We start from the raw sequence: 13941 nt of genomic DNA, 5'->3' as shown, positions 1-13941 counted from the left end.
GCCGACACCTGCCGACGCTAACCGGTCGCGGGCGTGCAGGCGGCGGGAACGGACGAAACGGGCGTCACCGAACGGATGCGGTGCGGTCATTTGTCTGATATGCACGGTTGCCTGGACTACGATCCGCCCTATGAGCGACGATCCTTACTGGAACCCCGGCCCGACCGACGAGCCGTCCGGCCGCTTCTCCGGCGGCGACCCGCTCGTCACCGACACGTTCGAGGGCTGGTGGCACGCCTCGCTCGACGTCGTCCAGCGCTCCTGGCGCTCGGTCGGCCTCATCCTCCTGATCGGCGTGGTCCTGCCGCGCTGGATCCTCGGCGCCTACAACAACAACGTGCGCACCCCCGACACGGACGTGGCCGTCACCGACTGGGGGACGTTCGTGCGCGAGTACTCGCCCGGCGTCCTCGCCGGGTTCATCGGCCTGGTCCTCGGCCTCGCGGTCCTGTACGTCTCCGGCTCGGCGGTCCTCGGCGCCGTGCGCACCGCCGCGGCCGAGGCCGCCGGGGGCTTCCTCTCCCTCGGCGAGGCGTTCTCCTTCGGGTTCAAGCGCGGCGGGAAGTTCTTCCTGTGGCTGCTGCTCGCCTGGGTCACCATCGTCGCGGGCCTGGTCCTGTGCGTCCTGCCCGGCCTGTGGGCGATCTTCGCGCTCAGCCTCATGGCCCCCGCGGCGGTCTTCGAGGCCCGCCGCAGCCCCTACGGCCGGTCGATCCAGCTGACGCACTCGGCGTTCTGGCCCGCGCTCGGGCGCCTGTGCATCGTCGTGCTCGTCGCCATCGCCGCCAACATCCTCATCGCGATCATCGGCCTGCTCCTGGCGGGCGTGTGGCACGCGGTCTTCGCGGGCTGGCTCGCCGCGATCCTCACCGTCGTCACCGAGGCGGTCATGGCGCTGCTGCTCCTGGCCCCGATGATCTGGGTCCTGTCGGCGTCCCTGTGCACGTACGCGTGGCTGCGCGGGCGCACCGAGCCGCTCTCGGCCACGTCCCTGTCCGCGGAGGCCTCGGGCGCGGCGGCCCCCGGCGAATACACCGGCCCCGGCGAGCCCGGCCACCCCGGATCGCCCTCGCCGACCCCGTAAGGATCGATGCCGTGCAGTGGACGCCGGGGCACCCGCCCCGGCGTCCGCGCTTTCCACCACTGGTTCCGTGCCCCGGATTGGCACTCTCACGGCGAGAGTGCTACAACTGATTTGGCACTCGCCGCTGGGGAGTGCTAAACACGCGATGAGGTGGTCGGGTCCTCTGGGCCTACCGTCGCGGGTATGCCGCCTCACCGTCGACCGACGAACGTTATCCGAAAGGAAGCCATCCACATGGCGAAGATGATCGCATTCGACGAGGAGGCTCGCCGCGGGCTGGAGCGGGGCTTGAACACCCTCGCGGAGGCCGTCAAGGTGACCCTCGGCCCGAAGGGCCGCAACGTCGTGCTGGACAAGAAGTGGGGCGCCCCCACGATCACCAACGACGGCGTGTCCGTCGCCAAGGAGATCGAGCTGGAGGACCCCTACGAGAAGATCGGCGCCGAGCTCGTCAAGGAGGTCGCCAAGAAGACCGACGACGTCGCGGGCGACGGCACCACCACCGCCACCGTGCTCGCGCAGGCCCTCGTGAAGGAAGGCCTCCGCGCGGTCGCCGCCGGCGCCAACCCGATCGGCATCAAGAAGGGCATCGAGAAGGCCGTCGCGGCCGTCGTCGAGCACCTCCAGGCCAGCGCCAAGGAGGTCGACACCGAGGAGCAGATCGCGAACACCGCGTCCATCTCCGCGGGCGACGCCACCGTCGGCGCCATCATCGCCGAGGCGATGGAGAAGGTCGGCAAGGAAGGCGTCATCACCGTCGAGGAGTCGAACACCTTCGGCCTCGACCTCGAACTGACCGAGGGCATGCGCTTCGACAAGGGCTACCTGTCCGGTTACTTCGTGACCGACCAGGACCGCATGGAGGCCGTGCTCGAAGAGCCGTACATCCTCGTCGCGAACCAGAAGATCTCCGCGGTCAAGGACCTCCTGCCGACCCTGGAGAAGGTCACCCAGACCGGCAAGCCGCTCCTGATCATCGCCGAGGACGTGGACGGCGAGGCCCTCCCGACCCTGGTGGTCAACAAGATCCGCGGCATCTTCAAGTCGGCCGCCGTCAAGGCCCCCGGCTTCGGCGACCGCCGCAAGGCCATGCTCGGCGACATCGCCATCCTCACCGGCGGCCAGGTCATCTCCGAGGAGCTCGGCCTCAAGCTGGAGAACACCGACCTGTCCCTGCTGGGCCAGGCCCGCAAGGTCGTCATCACCAAGGACGACACCATCATCGTCGACGGCGGCGGCGACGAGGACGCGATCCAGGGCCGGATCAACCAGATCCGCGCCGAGATCGAGAACTCCGACTCCGACTACGACCGCGAGAAGCTCCAGGAGCGCCTCGCGCGCCTGGCCGGCGGCGTCGCCGTCATCAAGGTCGGCGCGGCCACCGAGGTCGAGCTGAAGGAGCGCAAGCACCGCGTCGAGGACGCCGTGCGCAACGCCAAGGCGGCCGTGGAAGAGGGCATCCTCCCCGGCGGCGGCACCGCGCTCGCCCAGGCCGACTCGGCGTTCGAGAAGGTCGAGGCCGAGGGCGACGAGGCCACCGGTGTGGAGATCGTCCGCCGCTCGCTCGGCGCGCCGCTCCGCGCGATCGCCGAGAACGCCGGCCTCGAAGGCGGCGTCGTGGTGGAGAAGGTCAAGGGCCTGCCTGCGGGCCACGGCCTCAACGCCGACTCCGGCGAGTACGTCGACATGCTCGCCGCGGGCATCCCCGACCCGGCCAAGGTGACCCGCTCGGCGCTCCAGAACGCCGCGTCGATCGCCGCGCTGTTCCTCACCACCGAGGCCGTCGTCGCCGACGCCCCGGAGAAGGAAGGCGCCGGCGCCGCCGGCGGCGGCATGGGCGACATGGGCGGCATGATGTAAGCAGCCCTTCGGGACTGCTTACTCGGGCCGACTGAGTACTGCAGGGGAGGACCCCTCACTGTAAAGTGAGAGGTTCTCCCTTTCTCTGTACTGGCCTCCAGTGCAGACGGCGCAGCCGCTGCGCAAGCGGCATACCGCCCCAACCACGGGCGGTATGCCGCGACGCCCGCACCGGCGGGAGCGGTGGCGAGAGCGACCACCCCCGATCGGGTGACACGGGGCCCGCGAGGGCCCGTTTTTGTCGGACCCGGATGGCAACCTGGCGCCTACGGTCCCCTCTGGGTGGGTGGGGGCTAGGGATGGTATTACGGGCCTAAGCTTTCAACGCCCGAAATGTTTGCGGCCCAGCCGATTCGCGGCTCTTCACACCGTGTGCGACGCGGGCTAACCTTTGCACGTGTCCCCCGCACCCCGCCCGCACCGCTCCGATCGGCGCCTCGCCGCGCTGGCGTTCATGACCGGCGTGCTCGCCGTGCTCGTCTTCACCTGCTACGTCGGCGGCACCGCCACCGAGTCGCGCCTCGCCGAGCCCGACCCGTTCCCCGCCGTCCCCGAGCCCGACGCGCCCGCGTACCGCGAGGACGGCCCCCTCCTCCTCGTGTGCACCGACGACGCCGAGGACTTCGCCGAGCGCAACGAAGGCGTCGTCTACAGCGAGCGCATCGCCAACGAGCGCCTCCAGGAGGACTGCCTCGCCGACGGCTACCGCGACCTGCCCGCCGCCATCGCCGCCGCGGAACCCGACGCGCGCATCCAGATCCTCCCCGGCCACTACACCGTCGACGCCACGATCGTCGTCGAGACCGCCGGCCTCCAGATCGAGGGCGTCGGCGACAGCCCCGACGACGTGCAGGTCTCCGCGCACTTCGCCGCCGACGCCGTCCTCACCGCCCACGCCGCCTCCGGCCTCTACATCAAGGGCGTCGCCTTCGGCCAGGCCCGCGGCGCCGCCCTGCGGCTCACCGCCGTCGAAAGCGCGATGCTCGACGAGGTCGGCGCGTTCCAGAGCGACGGCGCGGGCATCCACGTCGCCGACTCCTCCGGCGTCGAGGTCCGCGACTGCCGCGCCGAGGCCGCCGACACCGCCGGGGTCCTCATCGAGAACTCCAGCGCCCACGTGATCGGCTGCGAGGCCACCGGGAACGCCGCGGGGATCGAGATCCGCGGCACCGACACCACCGCCAGCGCCGTCGGGAACCGCCTGCACGGCAACACGACCGGGCTCGTCATCGCCGACTCCGGGCCTGCCGCCGAGATCGACGTCAGCGACAACGTCGTCTACGGCAACAACGCCGACCACTACAGCCTCCTCGGCACCGCCGCCTGCGAGACCGATGCGGCCCAGCGCGACTGGACCGGCGGGGTCCTGTGCCCCGACCGCACCTACCCCGCCGGGGTCGGCGTGCTCATCGCGAACGGCACCGGCACCGCGGTCGCCGAGAACCGGATCTGGAACCAGCAGACCGCGGGCGTCGCCGCCTGGGGCAGACCGGGCCAGGAGGCGGGGCTCGGCGGGGACCGGAACACGTTCAGCGGCAACGTCTACGGCTTCCGCGAGGACGGCGCGAAGCACCGCAACCGCCTCGACGTGTGGTGGGACGGCACCGGCGCCGCGACCTGCTTCGACGAGTCCGGCACGCACCGCACGACTCCCTCGGTGCTCCCCGCGTGCGGCGGCGACGTCGCGCGCATCGCCGGAGACCCGCTGCGCACCTTGAAGGTGTGGGAGTGCGGGCTCGGGGACTCGGGCGACCTGTCGGCGACGTGCGACTGGCTCGGAGCGCGGTTCACCGACCGGCTCGAATTCCAGACGGCCGTGGCGTTCGCCGCGGTGCTGCTGTTCCTCGCGGGCGCGGGGTGGCTCGGCGCCGCGCGGTCGCCGAACCCGCCGCGGGCGGGGGCGATGACGTTCTCGGCCATCGCGACCGGGTGCGGGGCGCTGCTGTTCGTGCTCGCGGTCTGGTCGGGCCGCGCCGACTACGAGGCGCTCGCGGTGGCGCTGTGGGGCGGCGGGTGGCTGCTGGCGGGGCGGTCGTGGTTCCGGTCGGGGGTGCGGTTCCTCGGCGGGTTCACGGTGATCGTGGGCGGGATCGCGGTGCTCGACGCGATCGACCGCGGGGTGGTGACGCTCGCGCCGATGCCGGTGTCCCCGGCGTGGCTGTGGCTCGGGCTCCTGCCCTTGTGGACGCTGTTCGCGCTCGGCGCGGCCTTCGGGCCCCGCCGCCGCGGGGAGGAGCCGGTGCAGGTCGAGCGCACTCCGGTGACCGCCCCGGTGAACGACCGCTGGGACTGGTGAGCGCCCCGACTGTGGAAAACCCGAGCGGATTCACGGAACCGGCGCACCGCCCGATCGCGTACTGTTGCCCCATGACTTGGACCTGGAAGCTCGAAGACGCCGACGGCAACGCCATCGAAACCCCCGACAGCGACCTGGGCAGCCAGGGCGACGCGGAGTCGTGGCTGGGCGAGCGGTGGCGCGAGTTCGCCGACCAGGGGGCCGCGGTCGCGATCCTCGTCGAGGACGGCGCCACGGTCTACCGCATGGACCTCACCCCCGCCGAGGAGTAGCCACACCAGTCGACTGTCGCACCCCGCTGGCACCTTTGAAGCCGGGGGCGTCGGTGAACCGACACCCCCGACCTCGGGGGCCGGAGGCGAGCGTCGCCGATCGGCGCCGGGCCGTAATAGGCTGGGCCGCGTGACCACCGCCGGTACCCTCACTCTGACCGCCACCCGCGCCCGCGCCGCGCTCGACGCGCGGCGCGGCATCGTCCGCCTCCACCCCGAGGCCCTCACCGCCCTGGGCCTGCGCCCCGGCGACGCCGTCGGGATCACCGGGAGGCGCACGACCGCCGCGATCGCCCTCGAAGCCGACCGGTACGCGTCCCGCCGCGCCCTCTACGCCGACGACCTGACGCTCGGCAACATCGGCGCCCGCGACGGCGACCCCGTGCGCCTCGCGCCGGTCGCCCTCACCGCCGCCGACCGGGTGGTCCTGTCGGGCCCGGCGTCCGCGGTCGCCGTGGTCGACCCGGACACGCTGCGGCTCGCGCTGCTGTCGAAGGTCGTGTGCGAGGGCGACGACGTGTCGCTGCTGCCGATCGAGCTCGGCTCCTCCGCGCGCGACGCGGTCACCGCGACCCGCCGCACGCTCAACAACACCCTCGGCATGGGCTGGACCACCATGGTGCTCAACGTGGTCGAGGCCGACCCGGCCCGCGGCGCGATGATCACCTCCGACACCCGCGTCGAGTGGGTCGGCGCCACGCGCGCCGCCGCGGACCTCCCCTCGGACCTGCCGCTGCCCGCCGGCCGCACCGCCGAACGCATGCCGGTCTCCTACGGCGGCACCGCGAGCGCGGCCCGGCCGCGCACCGAGTCGCAGGCGCCGCTGTCGAATACGCCTGCGCCGCAAGCCGTCCCGGGCGTCGCCCCGATCCCGTACGACGAGCTCGCGGGCGCGAAGATCCCCGCCGAGGAGCTGCGCGAACTCCTCGACCTGGGCTTCAACCACCGCGAAGTCCTCAAGGTCGTCGGCACCGACATGGCCCTGGGCGTGCTCGTCTCGGGCCCGTCGGGCGCCGGGAAGGCCACGATCGTCCGCTCGGTCGCCGAGGCGGTCGGCGCGCGCGTCAGCGAGGTCTCCGGCTCCGACCTCGCGGCCCTGGAGGCGAACGCCGCGGCCGACCGGCTCCGCTCGGCCGTCGCCGCGCTCGCGGTCCCCGGGGTGCTGCTCGTCCGCGGCGTCGAGCACCTCGCGCCCGCCGGGCGCCGGACCCCGTTGGGCACCATGTTCGCCCGCCTCGTCGAGGAGGTCCTCGCCGAACCCGGCGAGCACGCCGTGGTCTGCACGACCGCGCGCGTCGAGGATGTGGACCCGACACTGCGCTCGCGCCTGGAGCACGAGGTCGTCGTGCCCATGCCCGACGCCGAGGCCCGCCGCGACCTCCTCGTGTACTTCACCCGCTCGATGAAGGTGGCCGAGGACGTCAAGCTCGAAGCGGTCGCCCACCGCGCCCCCGGCTACGTCGCCTCCGACCTCGCGGTCATGGTCCGCGAGGCCGGGGTGCGGGCGGCCCTGCGCGCCAAGGACGGCGGGGCCACCGCGCTTCAGATCGCCGACTTCGACGGCGCCCTCGAATCGGTGCGGCCCACCAGCCTCGCCGGGGACTCGGTCGAGCTGGGCGGGCTCACCCTCGCCGACGTCGGCGGCATGGAGGACCTGAAGCAGACCCTCACCGAGACCGTCCTGTGGCCCCTCACGTACCCGGACGCGTTCACGCGCCTGGGCATCGAGGCCCCGCGCGGCATCCTCCTGTACGGCCCGCCCGGCTGCGGGAAGACCTACATCGTGCGCGCGGTCGCGGGGGAGGGCCATGCGAACGTCATGAGCGTCAAGGGGTCCGAGCTGCTGAACAAGTGGGTCGGCGAGTCCGAGAAGAACGTGCGCGAGCTCTTCCGCCGCGCCCGCCAGGCCAGCCCCACCCTCATGTTCTTCGACGAGCTCGACGCCCTCGCGCCGGTCCGCGGGGCCGGGACCGACGGCGGCACCGCCGACCGCGTGGTCGCCGCGCTCCTCACCGAGCTCGACGGCGCCGAGGCCCTGCGCGACGTCGTGGTCGTCGGCGCCACCAACCGCCCCGACATGATCGACCCGGCGCTCCTGCGCCCCGGCCGCCTGGAGCGCCTCGTCTACGTGCCGCCGCCCGACGCGCGCGGGCGCGCGGACATCCTGCGCGCCAACGCGAAGAACGTGCCCTTCGCCGAGGACGTCGACCTCGACGCCGTCGCCGACGAGCTGTGGCTCTACTCCGCCGCCGACTGCGCCGCGCTCGTCCGGGAGGCCGCCCTCACCGCGATGCGCGAGTCCCTCGACGCGAGCATCGTCACCGCCGGTCACGTCGAGCAGGCCATGGAGCGGGTCCGGCCCAGCCTCGACCCCGAGCAGCTGGAGTACCTGGAGAACTACGCCCAGAACCGCGAGGGATAGCGACCCGAGGACGGACGGCCGCACCGGCTCGGTGCGGCCGTCCGTCGCGTGTGCGAGCGGCACAGCGAGAGCACCCGTCAAAATTCGAGAGCACTGCTCTTGCATTTTCGGCAGGAGTGTGCGATCGTTGATCTCAACAGAGAGCACCGCTCTCGAATGCGAGAAGGGATCTCCCAATGACCGACCACGTCATCCTCGGCAAAGGCCAGATCGGCTCCACCGTCGCGGGCCTCCTCGCCGAGCGCGGGGAGCGCGTGCGCGTTCTCAGCCGCTCCGGCGGGCCCTCGCAGCCCGGCATCGAGCACGTCAAGGTCGACGCCCGCGACGCCGCCGCCCTCACCGCCGCCACCAAGGGCGCCGACGTCATCTACAACTGCGCCAACCCCGCCGGGTACCACCAGTGGGCCGACGAGTGGCCGCCCATGTTCGCCGCGATCCTCGCCGCCGCCAAGGCCCACGGCGCCGGCCTCGTCAACACCGGGAACCTGTACGTCTACGGCCCCGTCACCGCCCCCATGACCGAGCGCACCCCGCTCAAGTCCCCCGGCCACAAGGGCCAGATCCGCATCAAGATGTGGAACGACGCCATGGCCCTCCACGACAGCGGCGACCTCCGCTTCACCGAGGCCCGCGGCTCCGACTACTTCGGCCCCGGCGCCCTCGCCGACGCCATGCTCGGCGAGCGCATCGTCCGCCCCGTCGTCGAAGGCAAGGGCGTCAGCGTCCTCGGCGACCCCGACGCGCCCCACTCCTTCACCTACATCCCCGACGTCGCCCGCGCCCTCATCCGCCTCGGCGGCGACGACCGCGCCTGGGGCCGCCCCTGGCACGTCCCCACCGCCCCGGCCGCCTCCCAGCGCGAGATGATCGACGCCATGGCCCGCCTCCTCGGCCGCGGCCCCGTCCGCGTCGGCAGGATGCCCTGGTGGTTCCTCATCCACGTCGTCGGCATCGCCGCGCCCGCCATGAAGGGCATGGCCGAGACCCGCCACCAGTGGGACGGACCGTACGTCATGGAGTCGCAGGACTTCACCGACACGTTCGGCGACAAGCCGACCGACACCGACACCGCGCTGGCCGAGACCCTGGAGTGGTGGCGCCGCCGCCTCGCCGCGTGACATCAGGAGTTCGCGGACCGTTCACCCGGGTGCCGGCAACCGGCCACGGCCCCGGGGCGTTCTCACGGCATAGTCACGCTCCCGCCCAGAGGAAGTGAGCCCATGCGCCTGTCGCCTCTCGTCCCGGCTTCGATCAAGCGCCGCCTGCGCCGCGCCGCCCCGCGGTCCAAGGAGTTCCTGCACGTCATCGCCACCCGCCACGGGATCGGCGTGTTCGACGAGCAGTGGTTCGCCTACCGGCAGCTCATGATGGAGCACCTGACGCTCGCCTCGCTCGACGCCCAGGCCGACCGCGACTTCGTCTGGGTGATCGGGGTCGACCGCGACATGCCGCCCGAGGCCCGCAAGCGCCTCGACGGCATGGCCGAGGGCCGCCCCTGGATCCGGATCGCCGAGACCGAGCTCAAGCGCGACTTCGTGCCCGATCTCGCGGCCTGGGTCCGCGCGGAGGCCAAGGCCCGCAAGCGGGGCTGGGTCCTCACCACCCGCCTCGACGACGACGACGCGATCCACCGCGACCTCACCGGCCGCCTCCACGCGGAGGCCGCCGCGTACCTCGCCGCGGGCAACAAGGCGCCCGCGATCCTCTCTCCCGTCCTGGGCTGCAACTGGGTCCCGTCGAAGGCCGCCGGGCACCGCGCCTACCACCACAGCCCCTCGATCGGCCTGAGCCTCCTGGAGCACGCCTCGGACCCGGGCACGGTCTACCGCAACAACCACCGCACGCTCGCGCAGGTCCTCGCCCCGTGGAACTACAACGTGCGCCACCTCGACGGCGAGACCATGTGGTGGCTCTACGCCCACACCGGCCTGTCCCACATGCAGAGCGAGGGCTCGGACCGCATGGACAAGGTCGCCGGCCACCGCCGCGCGTTCAAACTCGACGCAGCGCGACTGGCCCCGTTCGGCGTCACCGCCGAAGGGGCCAGGATCATCCGCGAGACCCCCGAGCCGGAGGTCGGCGGCACGCTGTTCGAGCTCAACCGCCGCGGTCTCGACCTGGAGGACGAGATCCACGCGCTGCGCGACGCCGCCCGCGACGGCGACGAGGCCGCCCGCGAGCGGATCGCCGAGCTCCACGCGAAGCGCCGCGCGATCCACGAGGACCTGATCCGCTAGGCGCGCTTCCTAACCGAGCTTCTTCTGGAACACCGTCTCGTGCCCCGCAAGGCGGTACCCGACGGCCTCGTTGATGGCGATCATCTGCGAGTTCGACTCGGCGTTGCCGGTCCACACGTACCGCATCCACGGCCGCATCGACTGGAGCCGCCGCTGGTTCGCGATCTTGAGCATCGTGCCGAGCCGGTGGCCGCGGAAGCGCGGGTCGACGATCGTGTTGCCCTGCATGCAGTGCCGCTCGTCCCCGGCGAGGACCTGGATCTCGGTGAGGCCGGCGACCTCGCCGCTCTCCCGGTGCACCGCCGCGGTCTGGAGGTTCAGCTGGCCGCGCTGGCGGCGCTGGCGCTCCCATCCGCGTACCGTGTCCGCGGTGACCTTCCCCTCCTGGAGGTCCCAGTCGCCCAGCGGCATGTCGGTGTACATGCGGTTGTTGAGGTACGCGATGCCGTCGATGATCCGCTCGGGCGGGACGCCGTGGAAGGAGACGAGCTCGAACCCCTCCGCCTTCGCCGCGCAGTCGTCCCAGAGCCGGTCGAGGGCCGCTTCATCGACCGCGGCGAGCTCGCACATGCGAATGGCCGCTTCGAGGGACCGCTTGTAGCCCTTGTCGATCAGGAACGGGCCTCCGCCGCCGCGGACGTCGGGAGAGGACTCGTGGGGGACCGCGAGCCACGTCGAGACCGAGGTGCGCCCGTCCTCGGCGGCGCGCTCCTCGGCGTGCCGCAGCAGGGCCGAGCCGATGCCGTGGCGCCGCGAGCCGGGGCGCACCCCGATCGAGAAGCCCGCGAGGTGGGTGTTGTCGCGGTCGGAGAGGGTGAGGTCGAGGTAGCCCAGGACCTCGCCGTCGCAGACGGCCGCCCACTTCTCGCGGCGGGTGTCGGGGTCGTGGACGACCAGGGCACCGAGGGCGCCGAGCGGGTGCCACGGTCGCAGTCCCCGGAAGTCGTGCTCCTCCACCGATTCCTGCGCGTCGAGCCAGGACTGCACGAGCAGGTGGTTCGAGGGGTCCACCGGGACGATGTCGAAATGCGTCATGGCCTGAGCCTGGCAGAGGGGTGCGACGGGGGCAAGCGGATAGCCGCGGCTCATGGCGAAAAGGTTTGGGGGAGCAGGGAACCGGGAATGCGAACACCGGGGGCTTGGTCGGGAGACCGCAGTTCCTGACACCGGCTGGCGCTGCTCGACACGTTCTAGCCCCAGGACTCGCAGTCAACCGGGTGAGTGGCGACAGGACGTCTGCGGCCTCCCGCAAGAAGAATTCTTGCTCATTCAGTGAATACGGTCAAGACCCGAACTTCTCTTGTTTTTGTCGGGTACCCGACACTTCACTTCACATCGGTCACTGAGAGTGATAATTTCAGGAGTTCGGAAAGCGTTTTACGAGCACGGATTCCGAACTCCTCACTCCATTCAGGAAACTAGAATCCCCGCGTCCTTCGCCGCTTTCAGCGACGGCTTCACGGTATGCGTCGGCCCCACCAGGGACGACACCGCGTCCAGTGTCTTCAGTCCCTCACCGGTGTTGTAGATGACGGTCTCGGCCTCCGGGTCGAGGCTCCCCGCCTCCAGAAGCTTACGGAGCGTAGCGACGACGACCCCGCCGGCCGTTTCAGCGAACACGCCGGTGGTCGCGGCGAGAAGCTTCACTCCTTCGCGGATCTCGTCGTCGGAGACCTTCGCCATCCCGCCGCCCGTCGAGCGGCACGCCTCGATCGCGTACGGCCCGGCCGCCGGGTCGCCGATGTTGAGGCTCTTCGCGATCCCCGTGGGCTTCACGGGCGTGATCACGTCGGTGCCCGCGCTGAACGCGTCGGCGATCGGGCTGCACCCGGCCGACTGCGCCCCGAACACCCGGACCTTCCCCGGGGCCGTCAGGCCGATCTCCGCGGACTCCTCGAACGCCTTGTGGATCTTGGTCAGCAGCTCGCCCGAGGCCATCGGCACCACGACCTGCTCCGGCAGCCGCCACCCGAGCTGCTCGGCCACCTCGTACCCGAGGGTCTTCGAGCCCTCCGCGTAGTACGGGCGGATGTTCACGTTGACGAACGCCGTCGACTCGAAGTCGTCGGTCTCGGTCAGCTCCGAGCACAGCCGGTTCACGTCGTCGTACGAGCCCTGCACGGCCACGAGCGTGCCGCCGTAGATCGCCGACTGCACGACCTTCCCCGGCTCCAGGTCCGAGGGGATGAACACGATCGACGGGACGCCCGCGCGCGCCGCGTGCGCCGCCACCGAGTTCGCGAGGTTCCCCGTGGACGCGCACGCGAACCGGTTGAACCCGAGCTTCACGGCCGCCGACACCGCGGTCGACACGACCCGGTCCTTGAACGAGTGGGTCGGGTTCGCGCTGTCGTCCTTGACCCACAGCTTCCTCATGCCGAGGGCCTTCGCCAGGTGCTTCGCGTCGATGAGCGGGGTCAGGCCCGGGTTCAGGCTCACCCGGTCCTCGGGGTGGACGCCGACCGGCAGCAGCGGCGCGTACCGCCAGATGTTCTGCGGGCCGGCCTCGATCTGCTCCCGCGTCACCTTCGCCAGCTCGTCGAGGTCGTAGTCCACTTCGAGCGGCCCGAAACACTGCCAACAGGCGTGCTGGGCGACCAGGTCGTAGGTGGCGTTGCAGTTGCGGCAGACCAGGCCCTTGGCGGGGCTGTCGGCGAAGAGTGCATTGGCTGTGTGAGCTGAAGACATGCGAGAAGGCTCCTCCCTCATCTTTCCCGCTCGTGGCGGGCCGGATTTGGCACCTGCCGCAACGCCGTGGAAGGCGTGCCGGTGGTTGCCGCAGCGTCGCAGGGCCGGACCCCTCGGCTGCTCTGGATGAAGTACGAGCGAAATGCTACGGGTGTGTCACCGGAATCGGCAACATTTGTTCCAACTTCCGAGACGAGACGCGCGGAGCCGTCTAACGGCCCGCCCGGGTCGCCTCCCACACCGCGCGCGCGTCCGCCGTCCCGGCCACGTCGTGGACCCGCACGCCCCACGCGCCCGCCTCGAACGCCAGCACCGACGTCGCCAGCGTCGCGGCCTCCCGCTGCCCCACCGGCCGCGGCTTCCCGCTCTCGTCGCCCAGGAGCCGCCCCAGGTACGACTTCCGCGACGACCCGAACAGCACCGGGTACCCCAGCGCCACGAACTCGTCCAGGTGCGCCGACAGCTTCCAGTTGTGCTCCGCGGTCTTCGCGAACCCGAGCCCCGGGTCCAGGATCAGCTTGTCCCGCTCCACGCCGTTGTCCAGGGCCGCCTCGGCCCGGTCCTCCAGCTCGGCCTTCACGTCCGCGACCACGTTCTCGTACTTCGCGAGCTGCTGCATGTCAGCCGAGTGCCCGCGCCAGTGCATGAGCACCCACCGCACGCCCGTGTCCGCGACGACCCGCGCCATGTCCGGGTCCGCGAGCCCGCCTGACACGTCGTTGACGACGCTCGCGCCCGCCCCGATCGCCGCCGCCGCGACCGCCGCGCGGGTCGTGTCGATCGAGACCGCAAGGCCCCGTTCGGCGAGCGCCGCGATCACGTCGACCACCCGCGCGGTCTCGGTCGCCGCGTCCACCCGGTCCGCGCCTGGCCGCGTCGACTCGCCGCCGACGTCGATGAGGTCGGCGCCGTCGGCCGCCATCTGCTCGCCGTGCGCGACCGCGTCGCCGAAGTCGAGGTAGCGCCCGCCGTCGGAGAACGAGTCGGGGGTGATGTTGAGGATCCCCATGATCTGCGGGCGGGCCGACCCGGTCCCGGCGCTGTGCGGTGTGGTCACGGAACCGACGTTACCCGCGCCGGGC

General features: G+C 71.7%; 10 protein-coding genes and 1 riboswitch. Of the genes, 7 read left to right on the top strand and 3 right to left on the bottom strand.

Going from position 1 to position 13941, the window contains the following annotated elements; genetic code table 11:
• Window positions 1-130: 130 nt before the first annotated feature.
• From WA640_RS25320 to WA640_RS25290, 7 genes are all read left to right on the top strand, one after another.
• Window positions 131-1084 (top strand): hypothetical protein, encoded by a 954-nt coding sequence (locus WA640_RS25320; protein WP_335991569.1) that lies wholly within the window; start codon window positions 131-133, stop codon window positions 1082-1084.
• Window positions 1085-1318: 234 nt separating this feature from the next.
• Window positions 1319-2944, top strand: coding sequence for a chaperonin GroEL (groL, locus tag WA640_RS25315; protein WP_106363148.1), 1626 nt, complete (start codon window positions 1319-1321; stop codon window positions 2942-2944).
• Between the two features lie 397 nt (window positions 2945-3341).
• Complete coding sequence (locus tag WA640_RS25310) at window positions 3342-5240, top strand: right-handed parallel beta-helix repeat-containing protein (RefSeq protein WP_335991567.1); 1899 nt, start codon at window positions 3342-3344, stop codon at window positions 5238-5240.
• 71 nt (window positions 5241-5311) lie between these two features.
• On the top strand, window positions 5312-5512 hold the full coding sequence (locus tag WA640_RS25305) for a hypothetical protein (RefSeq protein WP_106363150.1): 201 nt from the start codon (window positions 5312-5314) through the stop codon (window positions 5510-5512).
• Window positions 5513-5642: 130 nt separating this feature from the next.
• Entirely contained in the window at window positions 5643-7934 is a 2292-nt protein-coding gene (locus WA640_RS25300; protein WP_335991565.1) for an AAA family ATPase, read from the top strand.
• 176 nt (window positions 7935-8110) lie between these two features.
• Complete coding sequence (locus tag WA640_RS25295; RefSeq protein WP_106363152.1) at window positions 8111-9052, top strand: NAD-dependent epimerase/dehydratase family protein; 942 nt, start codon at window positions 8111-8113, stop codon at window positions 9050-9052.
• 102 nt (window positions 9053-9154) lie between these two features.
• Window positions 9155-10171, top strand: a complete 1017-nt coding sequence (locus WA640_RS25290) for a glycosyltransferase (RefSeq protein ID WP_335991562.1) — start codon at window positions 9155-9157, stop codon at window positions 10169-10171.
• Window positions 10172-10180: 9 nt separating this feature from the next.
• Here the strand turns inward: WA640_RS25290 and WA640_RS25285 are convergent, their stop codons facing one another.
• The 3 genes from WA640_RS25285 to folP form a co-directional block, all read right to left on the bottom strand.
• Window positions 10181-11206: a GNAT family N-acetyltransferase gene (locus WA640_RS25285; RefSeq protein WP_335991560.1), complete on the bottom strand. Its 1026-nt coding sequence runs from the start codon at window positions 11204-11206 to the stop codon at window positions 10181-10183.
• Window positions 11207-11581: 375 nt separating this feature from the next.
• On the bottom strand, window positions 11582-12859 hold the full coding sequence (gene thrC / locus WA640_RS25280; protein ID WP_335991558.1) for a threonine synthase: 1278 nt from the start codon (window positions 12857-12859) through the stop codon (window positions 11582-11584).
• Window positions 12860-12873: 14 nt separating this feature from the next.
• Window positions 12874-12992: riboswitch (SAM riboswitch) on the bottom strand.
• A gap of 78 nt (window positions 12993-13070) precedes the next feature.
• A complete protein-coding gene (folP, locus tag WA640_RS25275; protein ID WP_442904829.1) occupies window positions 13071-13868 on the bottom strand; it encodes a dihydropteroate synthase in 798 nt (265 codons plus the stop codon).
• Window positions 13869-13941: the final 73 nt, after the last annotated feature.

It is taken from the genome of Glycomyces sp. MUSA5-2 (assembly GCF_037034145.1).
GTDB classification, from domain to species: domain Bacteria; phylum Actinomycetota; class Actinomycetes; order Mycobacteriales; family Micromonosporaceae; genus Glycomyces; species Glycomyces artemisiae.
This window is presented reverse-complemented; position numbering and strand designations above follow the sequence as displayed.